The organism is Streptomyces sp. SLBN-8D4 (assembly GCF_049739545.1).
Taxonomy (GTDB): Bacteria; Actinomycetota; Actinomycetes; order Streptomycetales; family Streptomycetaceae; genus Streptomyces; species Streptomyces canus_C.
This window is the reverse complement of the sequence record NZ_JBMGQC010000001.1, coordinates 7,671,091-7,687,937: the sequence shown is the minus strand read 5'-3', so window position 1 is coordinate 7,687,937 and position 16,847 is coordinate 7,671,091. Positions and strand designations below refer to the sequence as shown.

Genomic DNA, 16,847 nt, shown 5'->3' with positions numbered 1-16,847 from the left:
ACCCCCCTTACTGGCGCGGCCCGCACGACTCCATCCCCCACGGTGCGGGCCGCGCCGCGGTACACGATCGATCACGAACGAATCAGGAGAGGGCATGTCCGGGTCTACGACCGACAGCGCACCCGAGGACGAGCAGAGCGGTTCGTCGGAGACCCTGGAGCCCTCTGCTCAGGCCGACGACGAGACGGTCGCCGACGAGAGGATCGCCGCCGTGCGGCGGATCTCGGCGGCCGGCCGACGCTGGCGGACCGCTCAACTCGCCGGGTGCGCGGCCCTGTTGGCGGTCGCGCTGACGGGCGGGTCGATCGCCTTCGGGGCGCTGCGGGACGGCGGCACGGCCACCGTCGCGAGTTCTTCGTCGGCCGTCTCGCCCGGGCTCATGGCGAGCGGTGACCTCGACGCCGGCATCAAGGCGATCCAGGCCCATCTGCGCGGCCAGCCCAGGGACTTCGGCAGCTGGGCCACCCTCGGGCTCGCCTACGTCGAGCAGGCACGGACCAAGGGTGACCCGTCCCGGTACCCGCAGGCCGAACAAGCCCTCAAGAAGTCACTGGAGTTGGAGCCCGACAACGACCAGGGGCTCGCCGGTCTCGCCGCCCTCGCCGCTGCCCGGCACGACTTCAAGGGCGCCCTCACGTACGCCGACAGGACCCTGAAGCAGAACCCGTACGACGAGCGCGCCCTCTGCTCCCGGATCGACGCCCTCGTCGAACTCGGCCGCTACGCCGAGGCGTCGAAGGCCGCCGACCTCGCGGACGAACGGCGTCCCGGCATCCCGGTGTTCACCCGCTACGCCTACGTCCACGAACTGCGCGGCGACGTCCGCACCGCCCGCGCCGTCCTGGAGCGGGCCCTGTCCACCGCGACCACTCCGGGCGACATCGCCTACGTGGCCGCCGCGCTGGGCCAACTCGCCTGGAACCAGGGCGACTACGACACGGCCCTGACCGACTACGCCCGCGCCCTCGCCGCCGACGACGCCTACCTCCCCGCCCTGGAGGGCAGGGCCCGCGCCCAGGCCGCGAGCGGTGACCGGGCCGCCGCGGTCAAGGGCATGGAGGCCGTCGTGGCCCGGTATCCGCTGCCCGGGCCGCTCGTCGCACTCGGGGAGCTGTACGAGGACCGGGGTGCCGACGGGGACAAGGCCAGGGCCGGCGACCAGTACGCGCTCGTCGACGCCTGGATCGCGCTCGCCCGCGCCAACGGCGTCAACGCCGACCTCGACACCGCGATGGCCGCCGCCGACCACGGCGACAAGGCCGCCGCCCTGCGCGCCGCCCGCGCCGAGTGGGCCCGCCGGCACACCGTGCACACCGCGGACGCCCTCGCGTGGGCCCTGCACGTCAACGGCCGCGACAAGGAGGCCCTGCCGTACACCCGGCAGGCCACCGCCACCGGCTACCGCAACGCCTCCTTCCTCTACCACCGCGGGATCATCGAGCTCGCGACGGGCGACCGGAAGGCCGGCCGGAGTCATCTGGCCTCCGCCCTGAAGCTCAACCCCGGTTTCTCCCCCCTCGGCGCCCGTGAGGCCCGCAAGGCCCTCAAGGAGGCGTCGAAGTGAAGCCCCGCCGTCTGTTCGCGTCCCTCACGTCCGTCCTGACGGCGGCCTGTGCGCTCGCGCTGCTCCCTTCCAGCAGCGCGAGCGCACACCCGCTCGGCAACTTCACCGTCAACCGCTACGACGGTCTGGTCGCCGCACCCGGCCTGCTCCGCGTCGACCACGTCGAGGACCTCGCCGAGATCCCGGCCACCCAGGCCAAGCCGGACCTCGACAGGCTCGGCATGACCGAGTGGGCCGCGCAGCGCTGCCGGAAGGCGGCGGAGGGCGGCAAGGTCACCGTCGACGGCCGTGCGGTCGCCCTGACCGTGAAGACCAGTCACGCGCGCCTGCGTCCCGGTCAGGCGGGCCTCCACACCCTGCGCGTGGAGTGCCGGCTGACCGCCCCGCTGCCCGAGCACGCCACCGTCACGCTCGGGTTCCACAGCGCGGGCACCGACTCAGGGCCCGGCTGGCGTGAGATCACCGCGCGCGGCGACCGGACGACGCTGACGAAATCGGACGTGCCCGCCAAGTCGGCCTCGGACGAACTGACCACGTATCCGAAGGAATTGCTCTCCTCCCCCGCCGACACCGTGACGGCCGCCCTGCGCGTGCGGCCCGGTGGACCGGCCCTCGCCGAGGAGCGGTCGAACGCCCCCGCCGCCTCCGTGCTGCCCCGCGGCGCCGACCGCTGGACCCGCGCCCTGGACTCCCTGGTCGCACGGCACGACCTCACCCTCGGCTTCGCCGCGCTCGCCCTGCTCATCGCGGTCGTCCTGGGCGCGATGCACGCGCTGGCCCCGGGGCACGGCAAGACCCTGATGGCCGCGGTGGCCGCGGCCCGCGGCGGCAGGGCCCGGATGAAGGACGTCCTGCCGCTGGCCGCCTCCGTGACCATCACCCACACCCTGGGCGTGGTCGCCCTTGGCCTCCTCGTCACGGCCGGCTCGGCGGCGGCGCCCTCGGTGATCGCATGGCTGGGCATCGCGAGCGGGCTGATGGTGACCGCGGCGGGCGTCACCCTGCTGCGCCGGGCCCTGCGCACCCGCGCTCACCAGCACGGACACGGGCACACCCATGACCACCCGCACGACACCGGGAAGCACGAGGAGCGCTCCCTGGTCCTGGTCGCCGCCCACACACAGACGGCCCCGGCAGCGGCGGCTGCGCACACACACGCCCACGCACCGAGCCACACACACGACCACGACCACGGGCACGACCACCCCCACGACCACCCGCGCCCCCACGACCACTCCCACGCCCTGGAGCACACCCACGGCGGCTCCACCCACACCCACGCCGTCGCCCCCACCGTCCGCGGCACGATCCTGCTCGGCTTCGCCGGCGGTCTCGTGCCCAGTCCCTCCGCCGTGGTCGTGCTCGTCGGGGCCGCCGCGCTGGGACAGGCCTGGTTCGGGCTGCTGCTCGTCGTGGCGTACGGCGTCGGGCTCGCCCTGACGCTCACCGCGGCCGGATTCGCCGTCGTCAGGCTGGGCAGTGGAGTCACACGGCTGCTGGACAGGCGCCCCCGCCTGGCCGCGAGCCCGATGACCGCCCTGGTGCGCAGGACCGCGCCCCTGATGTCGGCGTTCGTCGTGGTGGCTCTCGGGGCAGGATTGGTGCTCAAGGGGGCGGCATCCGCACTCGGCTGAGCTACTTTTGTACAGAATTCTCGTGCGACATCACGCGGAGTGGAGATTTCGCCCGGATGCGAATGGGGGACGCCCGTGTCCGAAGAACCGGGCAGTGAACGAGTGATCGCGGGCCGCTACCGCCTCCTGTCCCCGCTCGGCGAGGGCGGCATGGGAACCGTGTGGCGCGCCCGTGACGAGGTGCTGCACCGCGAGGTCGCCGTCAAGGAGGTGCGCGCGCCGCACGGCCTGGCGACGCACGAGGTCGAGCGGCTGTACGCCCGCCTCGAACGCGAGGCGTGGGCGGCGGCGCGGGTCGCCAACCGCAATGTGGTGACGGTGTACGACGTGGCCACCGAGGACGGCCGCCCGTGGATCGTCATGGAACTGGTGCGGGGCATCTCGCTCGCCGAGCTCCTGGACGCGGAGGGCCCGCTCGACCCGCAGCGGACCGCGCACATCGGTGCCGAGGTGCTCTCCGCGCTGCGGGCCGCGCACGAGGCCGGGGTGCTGCACCGGGACGTGAAGCCCGCCAACGTGCTGCTGTCGAACGACGGCCGCGTGGTGCTCACCGACTTCGGCATCGCCCAGGTCGAGGGCAGTTCCGCGCTCACGATGACCGGCGAGGTGATCGGTTCGCCCGAGTTCCTGGCCCCGGAGCGGGCGCTCGGCCGCACCCCGGGCCCGGAGTCCGACCTGTGGTCGCTGGGCGTGCTGCTGTACGCCGCCGTCGAGGGCAACTCCCCCTTCCGGCAGAACACCCCGCTGAGCACCCTGCGCGCGATCGTGGACGAGGAGCTGCCGCCGCCGTACCGGGCCGGTCCGCTCACGCCGGTGATCGAGGGGCTGCTGCGCAAGGATCCCGCACAGCGGCTGCCGGCCGACCGGGCCGAGCAGGAGCTGCGGATCATCGGGGCGGGAGGCACGCCCCGGGCCGATGCCGTGCAGGCGGGCCCTTACGCCCCGACCATGGCGGCACCCTTCCCGCAGGAGCCGCCGACGGCCCCGTACCGGCCGGCGCCCACTCCCACCTCCACCCCCGTCGCGGCCTCCGGCCCTCCGGAGCGCAACCGTCGCACGGCCGTCGTCCTGGTCGCGGGCGTGCTGGCCCTCGCGCTGGCGATCGCGGGGCTGACCTACGCGCTGCTGAACCACGACAACGGCGACAAGGGCGGACAGACCGCCAAGGACAGTGGTCCGGCGGTGAGTTCACCGGCGAAGACCAAGACGGACAAGCCCAGCGACACCCCCTCCCCGAGTCCGAGCAGGAGCAGCACCACGAGCGCGCCCCCGCCGCAGTCGGTGGCCGTCTCGCTGTCGGGCTCGAACACCGACTACAAGGGCAGCTGCCCGCCGGACAGATCGGCGGCCCCCACTTTCACGGTCACGTTGGAGGTCGGGCGGCTCCCGGCGACGGTGACCTACCGCTGGGTGTCGAAGAACGGCTCGGTGAACGGCAGTTGGAAGACGCTCACGTTCCCGGCCGGGGGCGGAAAGACTCAGCAGGACCGGCGGTTCGTCACCACGCAGGACAACAGCGGGACGTTCGAGGACACCATCAGCGTGGAGGTCCGCGACCCTGTCGAGAAGACGTCCAACTCGGTCCCCTTCTCGTTGACGTGCGTGGCGGAGACCCCGACCGGCACCGGCGAGGCCTCCCCCACTGCGTCCCCGTGAGGGGTGATCAGGCCGCGCTGTTCAAAACCGGGAGATAGCCGCCGGACTGGCCGGCCGCGGTCGGGTGGTAGGACTCGCCGATGTTGAGCAGGTTGAGGCTGTGCAGCCAGGCGCTGCCGGAGCAGAGTTCGTGGCCGGTGAAGGCGGAGCGGACGTCGCCCCAGGCGAAGCCGTGGTTCGCGGCCCGCTTGGCGATCGCGGTGTCGAGGTAGTCGGCGGCGTCGTTGATCGCCTTCCGCTTGGTCTCGGAGAGGCCGAGGCAGGTGGTGCCGAGCTTGTAGAAGCGGGGGTAGCCGAGGACGACCACGTGGGCGTTGGGGGCCCTGCCGCTGATCTGCGAGTAGACGGTGTCCAGTTGGCCCGGGAGCGTCGAGTCGACGTACGCCTTCGCGGTGTTGATCCGGGAGAGGCAGGAGCTGTCGGACTGGAGCACACAGGTCGTCATGACGTCGGAGAAACCGGCGTCGTTGCCTCCGATGCTGATGGAGACGAGCGCGGTGGCGGAGCTGAGCGGGGTCAGCTGGTTCGCCAGAACATCACCCGTTCGGGCGCCCGAGCATGCGGCGAACGTGAACGACGAGGGTGAGTGGGCGGCCGCCCAGAGGTAGGGGTAGGCCTTCGTGCTGCGCTTGCAGTCGCCGCTGGAACTGATGTAGCTGCCCGAGCCGACACCCGAGGAATAGGAGTCCCCCAGGGCCACATAGGGGCCCTGGGCGGCGTGGGCGGCGCCTGTCCCGGTGAGGACTGCGGCGAGGGCGAGGAGGAGTGAGCCGACGTACGCGGCAAATCGGGAACGTCTCATGGAACCTCCCTTTAGCAGGATCTCTGCCGTATCCGTCGTAGCAACGACACGCACCAACGGGAAGTGTTCATGCCAAAATCGGTGCCGACGCCATGGACCGCGCCGCCGTGCGCTCTTGACGCTCCCCCAGGCGCTGCGCGACATTGAAGTCCGGCATCCGGCGCTTTCTGGGGGGAAACGTCGCCCATGCAGACAACACGTATCCGGAGACCTTCGCGTACGTCCGGAAGAGACCTCACGCCACTGCTCGCGGGCGCCGCGACCACCGTGGGGGGATGGGGCGCCCTGCTCGCGCTCACCGGCTCCGACTCACCGCTGCGCGCCCCGCTCACGCTCTTCTTCCTGCTCGCGGCACCCGCCGCCGGTATCGCCGCCGCCCTGCGCGGCTTCGACCCCTTCGCCCGGGCGCTGGCCTCGCTGGCCGGCTCGGTCGTCCTCAACATGCTCGTGGCCCAGGGCATGCTGGCCACGCACCGCTGGTCGGCGCGCGGCGGTGTCACGGCGATCGCCGTGATCAGCGTCCTCATCCTGCTGCTGGTGCTGATGCGGCGGCACCGCGCGGTGAAGGGGCAGGACCTCTGACGTGGACATCAGCGTGTACCGCCCCGGCGAGCTGAGCGCGGCCGACCGGGTGGCGTGGACCGCCCTGCAGTCCAAGGCCCACCTGCACGGGGCGCCGGGCCTCGCGAACCCGTTCCTGTCCCCCGAGTTCGCGCTCGCGGTGGGCCGGTGCAGGCGGGGCGTGCGGATCGCCGTCGTACGGGAACAGGGCGAGCCCGCCGCGTTCCTCCCCTTCCAGAGAACCGCCGCCGGTGTCGGCCGGGCCGTCGGCCTCGGCATCTCGGACGCCCAGGGACTGGTGCACCGGCCCGGATTCACCTGGGACGCCCGGGAGTTGCTGCACGCCTGCGGGCTGGCGGTCTGGGAGTTCGATCATCTGGTGGAGGGCCAGGGGCCGTTCGAGGCCGAGGCCTCCGGCAGGTTCCCCTCTCCGGTCATGGACGTCGAGCAGGGGTACGCGGCCTATCTGGCCGGACTGCGGGAGCGCTCGCCGAAGTTCACCCGCACCACCCTCTCCAAGGAGCGCCGACTGGCCCGTACGGCGAGCGAGGTGCGCTACGTCCACGACGAGCGCGACCCGGCCGCCCTGCGCACCCTGATGGGCTGGAAGTCCGCCCAGTACCGCAGGACCGGCCGCAGCGACCGCTTCGCACACGAGTGGATCGCCCGGCTCGTGGAGCGGCTGTTCCACACCCGCTCCGAGCCGTTCGCCGGGATCCTCTCGGTGCTGTACGCCGACGGGAAGCCGGTCGCCGCCCACTTCGGGCTGCGCACCGAGCGCGTCCTCGCGTGCTGGTTCCCGGCGTACGACCCGGAGTACGCGAAGTACTCCCCGGGCCTGGTCCTGCATCTGCGGATGGCCGAGGCGGCCGCCGCGGACGGTGTCGCGTACCTCGACCTGGGCCGGGGGCAGAAGGAGTACAAGGACTCCCTGAAGACACGGGAACTGACCGTGTCGGAGGGGTGGGTGACCCGCCGGCACCCGGTCGCGGTCGGACACCGCGTCCGACGGGTTCCGGTGCGGACACTGCGCAACGCCGTGGTGGCACGGCCGGAGCTGTTCGAACCCGCCGACAGACTGCTGAAGAAGGTGGGCAAGATCCGCTCAGGACGGACTGTAACGGTCAAACCATCAAAAACGTGAGGCCTCGTTCCAGGTCTTGCCATACGGGTTCAATCGTCAATACCGTCATACATCACACCCGCACCGTCCCGTCATCAAGCGGCTCTAGGGGAGGGCTCAAGAACCGCGACGGGGGCGCGGGGCGCGGTAGGGGGGTGCCGTGCTCGGTGACCGCACAGGTGACCGAGTCGTGCCGCGCGACCGGCTGTCGTTTTCCTGAACAAGCACAGCACGACGGCGGTCGGCCAGCTTTGCCAGCTCACCCGGCACGTACGGAGATTCCTTCCGGCATGCCGTGTGTGAGAACCCCCCTTTCGAACCGGAGCAACAAGCCGGACCGCCCAGGGGAGGGCGGTCCACCGGACGAGAGGGAACCAGACTCATGAGTTCAGTTCTGCGCCCGCCGGCTGCGGGCCAGGATGCGCCGACAGCCAGCCAGTACCGGCCCATCTCCACTCATCTGGCCATCACGCCACCGGTGAGTGTCGTCATACCCGCCATGAACGAGGCGGAGAACCTTCCGTACGTCTTCAAGACCCTGCCCGACTGGATCCACGAAGTGGTTCTGGTGGACGGCAACTCCACGGACGACACCGTCGCGGTGGCCCGCGAGCTGTGGCCCGAGGTCAAGGTCGTGAAGCAGCACGGCAAGGGCAAGGGGGACGCTCTGATCACCGGGTTCGAGGCGTGCACCGGTGACATCGTCGTCATGATCGACGCGGACGGCTCGGCCGACGGCAACGAGATCGTCTCCTATGTGTCCGCCCTCGTCTCGGGTGCGGACTTCGCCAAGGGGTCCCGCTTCGCCAACGGCGGCGGCACCGACGACATGACCTTCATCCGCAAGCTCGGCAACTGGGCGCTGTGCACCATCGTCAACCGCAAGTTCGGCGCCCGCTACACGGATCTCTGCTACGGGTACAACGCCTTCTGGCGGCACTGCCTCGACAAGATCGACCTCGACTGCACGGGCTTCGAGGTGGAGACCCTGATGAACATCCGGGTCGTCAAGGCGGGGCTGAAGGTGCAGGAGATACCGAGCTACGAGTACCTGCGCATCCACGGCGCGAGCAATCTGCGGGCCGTGCGGGACGGGTTCCGGGTGCTCAAGGTGATCCTCGGGGAGCGGTCCAACCGGCGTGCGCTGCGTCGCCGCACCCACCACTCGCCGCTGCTCGACTCGCGCCGGGGAGAGGTGTCTTGAGCGATCCCGACATCTCCGTCGTGATCTGCGTGTACACCGAGGACCGCTGGGAGGACATCCTCGCGGCGGTCGCCTCGGTGCGGACGCAGTCGTATCCGGCCCTGGAGACGCTGCTGGTCGTCGACCACAACACGGCGCTCCTGGACCGCCTGACCAAGGAGTACAAGGAAGCCCGGGAGGTCCGCGTGTTCGCCAACGCGGGCCCCCGCGGCCTGTCCGCGGGCCGCAACACGGGGATCGCCGCCGCGCACGGCGAGGTGCTCGCCTTCCTGGACGACGACGCCGCCGCCGAGCGCGACTGGCTGCGGCACTTCGCCGCCGCCTACGCCGACCCGCGGGTCATGGCGGTCGGCGGCCGTACGGTGCCGATCTGGGCGTCGGGACGCCGGCCCGCCTGGTTCCCCGAGGAGTTCGACTGGGTGGTCGGCTGCACCTACAAGGGCATCCCGGCCGGCCTGGTCCGGGTGCGCAACGTCCTCGGCGGCAACGCCTCCTTCCGTCGCAGCGCGTTCGACGCGGCGGGCGGCTTCGCCACCGGTATCGGGCGGGACGGCGACAAGCGCCCGCTGGGCTGCGAGGAGACGGAGCTGTGCATCCGGCTGAGCCGGGCCCGACCGGACGCGGTCCTGCTGATCGACGACCGGGCGGTGATCCACCACCGGGTGCCAGAGGCGCGCGAGCACTTCGGGTACTTCCGCACGCGCGCGTACGCGGAGGGCCTGTCGAAGGCACTGGTGGCCCGAAGCGTGGGCGCGGACAAGGGACTTGAGTCGGAGCGCCGGTACGCCACCCGGGTACTGCCGGCCGGGGTGGTGCGCGGGCTGCGGGAGGCCGCGCTGGCCCGGCCGGGCGGCGCGGGCCGGGCGGGCGCGATCGTCGCCGGGGTGCTCACCGCGGCCGGCGGGTACGTGGTCGGCACCGTCCGGGCGCGGCGGGGAGGAGCCACCTTCTCGGTCGTGAGAATAGAGGGGGACAGACATGGCTGAGCCGCCCGTACCGATCCTCATGTACCACGCGGTCGCCACCGACCCGAACGACGCCACCCGAGTACTGTCGGTGTCCCCGGAGGCCTTCGCCCAACAGATGGAACTGATCGGCGAGTCGGGACTCACCCCGGTCAGGACGGCGGATCTCGCGGCCCGTTGGCGCGACGGCCGGCCGCTGCCCGCACGCCCCGTCCTGATCACCTTCGACGACGGCTACGAGGGCGTCCACCGGCACGCCCTGCCCGTGCTCGCCAAGCACGGCTACCCGGCGACGGTGTTCGTCTCCACCGGCTGGCTCCGGGGCGCGCACGACACGGGCGGCGGCCTGGACACCATGCTCGACTGGGACCAGGTCCGCGAACTCGCCGCGGCGGACGTCGAGATCGGCGGCCACACCCACACGCACCCACAGCTCGACCAGCTCGACGACAGCGCGCTGCACCACGAGCTGATCCACTCCAGGGAGATCGTCACCGACGAGGTCGGCACCGCACCGGTCTCGCTCGCCTACCCGTACGGCTACTCCAGCCGCCGGGTGCGCGAGGCCGTCCGCGAGACCGGGTACGGCCAGGCTCTGGCCGTGAACAACGCCCTCGCGCGGCGCCGCCAGGGGCCGTACGCGCTGACGCGGCTGACCGTGCGCCGCGCCACCACGGCCGAGGAGTTCGAGCGGCTCGTCCAGGGCCGTGCGATCGCCCGGGACTTCGCCAGGGACCGTGCCCTCACCAAGGGGTACGCGTTGGTCCGAAGAGCACGACAGGTCCGCCGGAAGGTCTCACGTTCCCGTGTCTGACACGACGACCACGACCGAGCCCGAGTCGACCGCGGCCAAGGCGCCCGAGCAGTCGGGGCGCCGCCTTCGGCTGCCCGGACTGGGTGGGGGCGGGGGCGGCAACCAGCTGTTCCGCAACGCCTACGCCCTGATGCTCAACACCGGTATCTCCGCGGTGCTCGGCCTCGGCTTCTGGCTGGCGGCCGCCCGCTACTACTCCGAGTCGGCGGTCGGCCAGGGCTCCGCCGCGATCGCCGCGATGAAACTCCTCGCGGGACTGACCGCGGTGACCCTGACCGGAGCGCTGGCCCGCTTCATACCGGTCGCGGGCCGGGCCACGGGGCGCCTCATCGCCCGTACGTACGCGGGCAGTTCGGTGCTCGTGGCGATCGCCGCCGTCGTCTTCCTGCTCACCCTGGACGCGTGGGGGCCGTCGTACCGGTTCCTGCACGGGCCGGTGAACGGGCTCGGCTTCATCGCCGCCGTCGTCGCCTGGAACGTGCTCACCCTCCAGGACGGTGTGCTGACCGGGCTGCGCAGCGCGCTGTGGGTGCCGGTCGGCAACACCGTGTTCTCCGCGGTGAAGCTGGGACTCCTGGTTGCGTTCGCGGTGGCGATCCCGACGGCCGGTGTCTTCGTGTCGTGGGTCGCGGCGATCGCCGTCTCGGTGCTGCCGCTGGGCTGGATGGTGTTCCGGCGTCTGGCGCCGCGCCATGTGAAGGCGACCGAGGGCCACGCGAAGCCGCCGTCGCTCAGGGAGATCGGGCGCTTCCTCGCGGGCGACTACACCGGCTCGCTGTTCTCGCTCGCCGTGGTCTACCTGGTCCCGGTGATCGTGGCCTCCCAGGTCAGCTCCCAGGACAACGCGTACTTCTACATCACCACGACGATCGGCGGCACCTGCAACCTGCTCGCCATCAACATGGGTGCCTCCCTGACCGTCGAGGGCTCGCACGACCCGGGCCGGCTGGCCGCCAACACCCGGGCCGCGCTGAAGCGGATGGCACGGATCATGCTGCCGGTGGCCGGGGTCCTGTTCTTCGGGGCGCCCTGGATCCTCGGCGTGTTCGGGGCGGGGTACGCGGACGCGGCCACCCCGCTGCTGCGCTGGTTCGCCGTCGGCGCGGTGCTCCGGGTCGTCATGGAGACGTACTTCGCGGTGCTGCGCGCACAGAGCCGTACCTCCGGACTCGCCTGGCTGCAGGGCCTGCTGTGCGTGATGGTGCTCGGTCTGACGCTGCTGCTCCTGCCCCGCATGGGGCTGACCGGAGCGGGTGTCGCCGAGATCTCCTCGCTCGCGGTGATCGTCGCGATCGCCGCGCCCAGGCTGTACCGGACGGTCCGGCACGCCCCCGCCGCCGAGGTCCCCGCGACCGCGGCTCCCGACGGCGACCTCGCCGACCTCGGGGCGCGCGAGGTACCGGCCGCGGGCCGTGCCCGCCGCCCCGGCTGGGCGCTCGACCAGGACACCCTCGCGCTGGGCATCCACGTCGACTTCGACCACCAGGAACGCCGTCCCGACGTACGCCCGGGACCCGGCACCCCGCCCACCGGCACACCCGTGACCGGCGTGACGCGCGACCGGCCGACGTGGGCGCTGCGGAAGCCGCCCGAGCTCGGGCTGCCGGTCGAGGCACGGGAACCGGGCTCCGAGTCCTCCGTGGGACCGGCCGAGACGGAGGTGGACGCGCCGTTCGAGGTGGCCTTCGACGCGGGCAAGGAGGCCGACGTAACGGAAGAGTCCGCCGTACCGGAGGAGGAACCGCGCTCCGCGGAACCGCCGCGGCCCCTGTCGTGGCGGGAACGGCTCCAGCCCACCTGGCTCGGGGTGTTCCTCGGCTGCCTGCTGGCCGTCGCACTGCTCCTGTACTGGGTGCCGGCCCTCGGCCTGGGCGAGGCAGACCTGGACCGGATGGGCGGGCTCGGGCTGATCTCGGTCCTGCCGCTGCCCACGCTGGCCGGCGCGGCGCTCCTGGTCGTGGTCTTCGCCTCGCTGCTCTGGCTGGGCCGCGAGCACAAGGCGCTGCTGCTGCTCACCCTGGTGGCGACGGTGTTCTCGCTGCACGCGCTGCCCGCGGTGATCGAGGCCGAACCGCGGTTCGCGACGGCCTGGCAGCACCTCGGGTTCATCGACTACATCGACAGGACGGGCTCCGCGGTGCCCGATCTGGACGCCCGCTGGAGCTGGCCGGGCTTCTTCGCGGTGGCCGCGTTCGTCGGGCAGGCCTGCGGGGTCACGGACTTCACCGAGATCATCCGCTGGTGGCCCACCGCGATCCAACTCGCCTACCTGGTTCCGATGTTCCTGCTGGTACGGCACATGCGGGCGAGCTGGCGGGCCAAGTGGACCGGCATCTGGATCTTCGTGCTCAGCGGCTGGGTCGGCCAGGACTACTTCTCCCCGCAGGGCTTCACCTATCTGCTGTACCTGGTGTTCGTGGCGGTCCTGCTGGTCTGGTTCCGCGCCCCGCGCGTGATCTGGACGAAGCGGCGGCCCGGCGAGGCGGAGGTCGAACCGACGAACCGCCGCCAACGGGCCGTGCTGCTCGCGGTGGTGATCGGTCTGTTCGCGGCGAGCGTGCCCGCCCACCAGCTCACCCCGTTCGTGATGCTCGGTGTGCTGGCGCTGCTCGTGCTGACCGGCCGCAGCGAACTGCGCGGTCTGCCCGTCCTGTTCGCCGTCATGGTGGCCGCCTGGATCGGCTGGATGGCCGAGCCGTACTGGTCGGGCCACTTCGACGACCTCTTCGGCGGGGTCGGCGGGGTCGGCGGCAACGTCTCCTCGTCGGTCTCCGGCCGTATCGAGGGCGGCAGTTCGACGCACAAGCTGGTCCTGTACGTGCGCGTACTGCTGGCCGGCGGGGTCATGGCCCTCGCCTGCTACGGCTGGTGGCGCCGCCGCGAGCACAGGTACCGGGAAGCCGCACTGCTCGTCCTCACCTTCGTGCCGTTCCTCGGTTTCGGCATGCAGTCGTACGGTGGCGAGATGGCCCTGCGGGTCTTCATGTTCGCCCTGCCGGGTGCCGGCCTGCTCGCCGCCCTGGCGCTCTTCCCGCGCACCGGCGTCACCGCGAAGGAACGCGAGAAGGACCGGGTCTCTCTCGCCCCGGTGGCCGCGCTGATGGCGGGTCTGCTGCTCGTCGGCGGCTTCCTGGTCGCCCGTTGGGGCAACGAGCCGTTCGAGCGGATCCAGCCCGGCGAGGTCGCCGCCATGGACTACGTCTACGCCCACGACGACCCGACGGTCCGGGTGCTGTGGCTGTCCAACGACACGCTCGACAACGTGACGCCGGCGATGCCGTGGGGCGCGAAGGACATGGAGAAGGTGTCCTACGTGCCGACGCTGGCGCCGACCGACCCGGTGCTGGTGTCGAGCCTGGTCAAGGCGCTGAAGGACGCGGGCCCGAACTCGTACCTGATGGTCAACGTCAGCCAGGTCACCTATCTGCGTCTGGACGTGGGGTATTCGCGGACGTGGGAGCCGCGGCTGCTCGACAACCTCGACAAACGCAAGGAGCTCAAGCGGGTCCTCACCAACGACGACGTGACCATGTACGCGCTGCGGGACCGGCCCGCCGGGAAGGTTCCCAAGGCCGATCCGGGGCCGATCGGACCGCAGGTGACCTGGACGCCCTGGTCGGTGGTGGGGGCGCTGGCCGCGCTGGCGCTGATCCTGCTGCTCTCGGCCCGGGAGGTGGTGCGGGTCGCGGTGCGGCCGAGTGTGCGCCAGCTGCGGTGGCTGCAGAGCAGCTTCTGGTTCGCGCTGCCACTGCTCGCGGTGTTCCTGGCGGCGCTGGTGCAGCGGTTCCTGACGATGAAGTGACGCCTTCGGAGGTTCTTTCGGAGGTCAAGTGGCTCAGCGGGTGAGCCACTTGACCTCGTAGGCCTGCATGTCGAAACGCTTGCCGTCGACCTGCGCGCTGATCTGCCGGTTCAGGGTGTTCACCACCAGGACCGTCCGGTCGGTGGCGAGGACCCGGACGTTGGGCACGTCGTCGGCGGCGACGGAGACGTTCTCGTAGGTGCTCCCCGGCGCGAAGGCCTTGCTGAACCGGCTGAGCAGGTCGAACATGGGCAGCTTCCGCCCCCCGCTCCCGTTGTCCGTCGGCGTCCAGAGACAGCCCGCGCAGTCCGTGCCCTTCTCGTTCTCCGGGTTCCAGTAGAAGGCGGACGTGGTGCCGCCCTTGGCCAGCGCGATCATTCCCGCGGCCTGCACCGCGACCCGGCGGTTCTCCGACCAGCCCTCGCGCTCGTCCTGGCTGTCGGCGGGCTCGACGTAGTACTCCGCCCACCACAGGGGCAGGTTCCCGGTCCGCTGCCGCACCCAGGTGCTCACCGCGGTGAACTTGTCGGTGGCCGCGAACTCGTTCGGCAGCAGCTCGTCGTCGTTGGTGTAGCTGGAGCCGTCCACGACCACGAAGTCGGCACCCGCCTTGTTCCTGTTCCAGTAGTCGAAGGCGTCGAGGATCCGCCGGTCCATCGCACCCCAGGCGCCCTTGAAGGTCGCGGAGGCATCCCCGGAGCGCGGGTCGACGCTGTCCATCACGAGATACGGCCCGCCCACCATGATCTTGGGGTCGACCTTCTTCAACGCCTTGTAGACCAGGTTGTAGAGCTGGGTGTAACCCTCGTAGTCCCAGCGGGCCTTCGCGTCGTTCCAGAAACCCTTGAACTCGTTCCAGACGATGAAGTGGCGTACGTCCGGGTACCGCTTGGCGACGGTCGCGGCGAGCGCGGCGTAGTCCTCGAAGTGGGCGGGGTCCGGCGCGGTCTCCAGCGCCGCCTTGCTCCAGTCGGTCTTGCCGACGCCCGCCTCGCCGCCCTTCATCCAGTCCGGCGCGCAGCACAGGGTGAGGGTCGGAGTGGACCCGGAGGCGCGGATGAAGTCGACGCGCCGGTCCAGGTCCTCGAAGTCGTAACGCCCCTTGACCGGCTCGGGGTTGTCGGCGCCCCAGCCCATGATGTGCTGGTTCTGCGGGAGACCGCCCGCGTCCTCGATCCGTTGTCCGACCCGCTCGCCGGCCGCGGAGCTGCCCTCGTCGGCGCTGAACTGGGTGTGCGTGAAGCCCCAGCCGACGTCCGGGGTGTCCGCGTCCGGTGTGGTCGTCGGGGTGCCGTGGACCCGGTCGCCGTTGCGTGAGGTGCCGTCGGTGCCCGCGCCGCCGCCCGGAAGCGTGTTGAGGAGGGTCACGACCAGCGCCAGGGCCACCGCGCCCACCCCGAGCAGTGCGGTGAGCCGCCACCGCCGTGCCCCCGAATACCACTCATGACGTCCCATCGGGGGCAACGGTATCCGCGAACACACCTGCGCGGGCAGATGTCGGAGATGCACAGCCTTGTAACAGGAGGTAGCGGACAGACCGGAAACACCGGACGTCGGCGACACGATCCGCGCACTCCGGAAACCGGGTGCGTATGGGGGTCCCGTGCCGGATCATGGGCCGCATGTCTGCGAACCCACACGACGCGCTGCCGATCCGGCTCAACGTCGACGACAGCGACTCGCCGTCCGACGTCGTCGACGCGCTGTTCCTCGGCCGCTTCGCGACGGGCGAGCAGCCGTACTCGCACGCGGCCAACATCGACCGGGTCCGCACCGGGGCCACCCTCCTGCCGCCGGGCGCCCGGGTGCTGCGCGTCGCCCGCGACGACGACCGCAGCGCGACGCTCGCCGAGGGCGACGGCTGGACCCTGCTGGTCTCCCGCTGGAACCGCGGCGCCGACGTCACCGTGACGGCGACCGAGCCCGAGCTGGCCAAGAAGGTCCTCGACCAGGCCACCGACGGCGCGGCGGACGAGCCCGAACCCCAGCCGGAGAACGTGACGATGGGCTTCTGGTACGTCTCCCCCAGGCGCGGCCCGCACCGCACGACCCGCCAGATCTCCGCGGGCACCTGGGACGAGGTCCGCCAGAACTACACGGCGCCGGTCGCGGACGCGATGGGCCGCCTGATGAAGACGACCCCGGAGGACATCGCGGGCCGTCTGCTGCTGCTGCACGGCCCGCCGGGCACCGGCAAGACCTCCGCCCTGCGCACGCTGGCCCGCTCCTGGCGGGACTGGTGCCAGGTGGACTGCGTCCTGGACCCGGAGCGACTGTTCAGCGACGTCGGCTATCTGATGGACATCGCGATCGGCGAGGACGACTCGACGGGCAAGGGCCGCTGGCGGTTGCTGCTCCTGGAGGACTGCGACGAGCTGATCCGCGGCGAGGCGAAGCACACGGCGGGCCAGGCCCTGTCCCGGCTGCTGAACCTGACCGACGGTCTGCTGGGCCAGGGCCGCAACGTCCTGGTCGGCGTCACCACCAACGAGGACCTGGAGCGCCTGCACCCCGCCGTGGTCCGCCCCGGCCGCTGTCTGGCCCGGATCGAGGTGGGCCCGCTGACCCGCGGGGAGGCCGTGGGCTGGCTCGGCGCCGAGGAGGGCGTGGGCCGCGAGGGGGCGACCCTGGCGGAGCTGTACGCGCTGCGCCGGGGCACCTCGCCGACGGCGGTGCCGGAGCCGCGGCCCGGGGCGGACGCGGGGCTGTACCTGTAGTGCTT

General features: G+C 71.6%; 12 protein-coding genes. 10 read left to right on the top strand and 2 right to left on the bottom strand.

Annotation, left to right across the window (positions count from 1 at the left end):
- The first annotated feature begins 94 nt into the window (after positions 1–94).
- The 3 genes from RKD20_RS34930 (at position 95) to RKD20_RS34920 (ending at position 4,854) form a co-directional block, all read left to right on the top strand.
- Complete coding sequence (locus RKD20_RS34930) at positions 95–1,564, top strand: tetratricopeptide repeat protein (protein WP_424881191.1); 1,470 nt, start codon at positions 95–97, stop codon at positions 1,562–1,564.
- Positions 1,561–3,198, top strand: a complete 1,638-nt coding sequence (locus RKD20_RS34925) for a sulfite exporter TauE/SafE family protein (protein WP_424881190.1) — start codon at positions 1,561–1,563, stop codon at positions 3,196–3,198. Before RKD20_RS34930 ends, RKD20_RS34925 begins: the two co-directional genes overlap by 4 nt.
- A gap of 75 nt (positions 3,199–3,273) precedes the next feature.
- On the top strand, positions 3,274–4,854 hold the full coding sequence (locus RKD20_RS34920; protein WP_424881189.1) for a serine/threonine-protein kinase: 1,581 nt from the start codon (positions 3,274–3,276) through the stop codon (positions 4,852–4,854).
- Positions 4,855–4,861: 7 nt separating this feature from the next.
- Here RKD20_RS34920 and RKD20_RS34915 read toward each other — a convergent pair whose 3' ends face one another.
- Positions 4,862–5,656, bottom strand: a complete 795-nt coding sequence (locus tag RKD20_RS34915) for an SGNH/GDSL hydrolase family protein (protein WP_424881188.1) — start codon at positions 5,654–5,656, stop codon at positions 4,862–4,864.
- Positions 5,657–5,842: 186 nt separating this feature from the next.
- On the opposite strand from RKD20_RS34915, the gene RKD20_RS34910 reads away from it, so the two are divergent.
- The 6 genes from RKD20_RS34910 (at position 5,843) to RKD20_RS34885 (ending at position 14,125) form a co-directional block, all read left to right on the top strand.
- A complete protein-coding gene (locus RKD20_RS34910; RefSeq protein ID WP_424881187.1) occupies positions 5,843–6,238 on the top strand; it encodes a hypothetical protein in 396 nt (131 codons plus the stop codon).
- Position 6,239: 1 nt separating this feature from the next.
- On the top strand, positions 6,240–7,361 hold the full coding sequence (locus RKD20_RS34905) for a GNAT family N-acetyltransferase (RefSeq protein ID WP_424881186.1): 1,122 nt from the start codon (positions 6,240–6,242) through the stop codon (positions 7,359–7,361).
- A gap of 361 nt (positions 7,362–7,722) precedes the next feature.
- On the top strand, positions 7,723–8,544 hold the full coding sequence (locus tag RKD20_RS34900; RefSeq protein ID WP_424881185.1) for a glycosyltransferase family 2 protein: 822 nt from the start codon (positions 7,723–7,725) through the stop codon (positions 8,542–8,544).
- Positions 8,541–9,530, top strand: a complete 990-nt coding sequence (locus tag RKD20_RS34895; protein WP_424881184.1) for a glycosyltransferase — start codon at positions 8,541–8,543, stop codon at positions 9,528–9,530. The genes RKD20_RS34900 and RKD20_RS34895 overlap by 4 nt, the downstream gene beginning before the upstream one ends.
- A complete protein-coding gene (locus RKD20_RS34890; RefSeq protein ID WP_424881183.1) occupies positions 9,523–10,323 on the top strand; it encodes a polysaccharide deacetylase family protein in 801 nt (266 codons plus the stop codon). The genes RKD20_RS34895 and RKD20_RS34890 overlap by 8 nt, the downstream gene beginning before the upstream one ends.
- A complete protein-coding gene (locus tag RKD20_RS34885) occupies positions 10,316–14,125 on the top strand; it encodes a lipopolysaccharide biosynthesis protein (RefSeq protein ID WP_424881182.1) in 3,810 nt (1,269 codons plus the stop codon). The genes RKD20_RS34890 and RKD20_RS34885 overlap by 8 nt, the downstream gene beginning before the upstream one ends.
- A 33-nt stretch (positions 14,126–14,158) precedes the next feature.
- On the opposite strand, the gene RKD20_RS34880 is transcribed toward RKD20_RS34885, so the two are convergent.
- Positions 14,159–15,580 carry a GH39 family glycosyl hydrolase gene (locus tag RKD20_RS34880; RefSeq protein WP_424881181.1) on the bottom strand — a complete coding sequence of 474 codons (1,422 nt, stop codon included), beginning with the start codon at positions 15,578–15,580 and terminating at the stop codon, positions 14,159–14,161.
- Positions 15,581–15,747: 167 nt separating this feature from the next.
- Between RKD20_RS34880 and RKD20_RS34875 the strand changes: the two genes are divergently transcribed.
- A complete protein-coding gene (locus RKD20_RS34875) occupies positions 15,748–16,842 on the top strand; it encodes a DUF5925 domain-containing protein (RefSeq protein WP_424881180.1) in 1,095 nt (364 codons plus the stop codon).
- Positions 16,843–16,847: the final 5 nt, after the last annotated feature.

What these genes read in the sequence shown, in the direction of transcription:
- RKD20_RS34890 (WP_424881183.1), top strand. Translation starts at nt 9,523, where the DNA reads ATGGCTGAGCCGCCCGTACCGATCCTCATGTACCACGCGGTCGCCACC.
- RKD20_RS34900 (WP_424881185.1), top strand. Translation starts at nt 7,723, where the DNA reads ATGAGTTCAGTTCTGCGCCCGCCGGCTGCGGGCCAGGATGCGCCGACA.
- RKD20_RS34915 (WP_424881188.1), bottom strand. Translation starts at nt 5,656, where the DNA reads ATGAGACGTTCCCGATTTGCCGCGTACGTCGGCTCACTCCTCCTCGCC.
- RKD20_RS34875 (WP_424881180.1), top strand. Translation starts at nt 15,748, where the DNA reads ATGTCTGCGAACCCACACGACGCGCTGCCGATCCGGCTCAACGTCGAC.
- RKD20_RS34930 (WP_424881191.1), top strand. Translation starts at nt 95, where the DNA reads ATGTCCGGGTCTACGACCGACAGCGCACCCGAGGACGAGCAGAGCGGT.
- RKD20_RS34880 (WP_424881181.1), bottom strand. Translation starts at nt 15,580, where the DNA reads ATGGGACGTCATGAGTGGTATTCGGGGGCACGGCGGTGGCGGCTCACC.
- RKD20_RS34910 (WP_424881187.1), top strand. Translation starts at nt 5,843, where the DNA reads ATGCAGACAACACGTATCCGGAGACCTTCGCGTACGTCCGGAAGAGAC.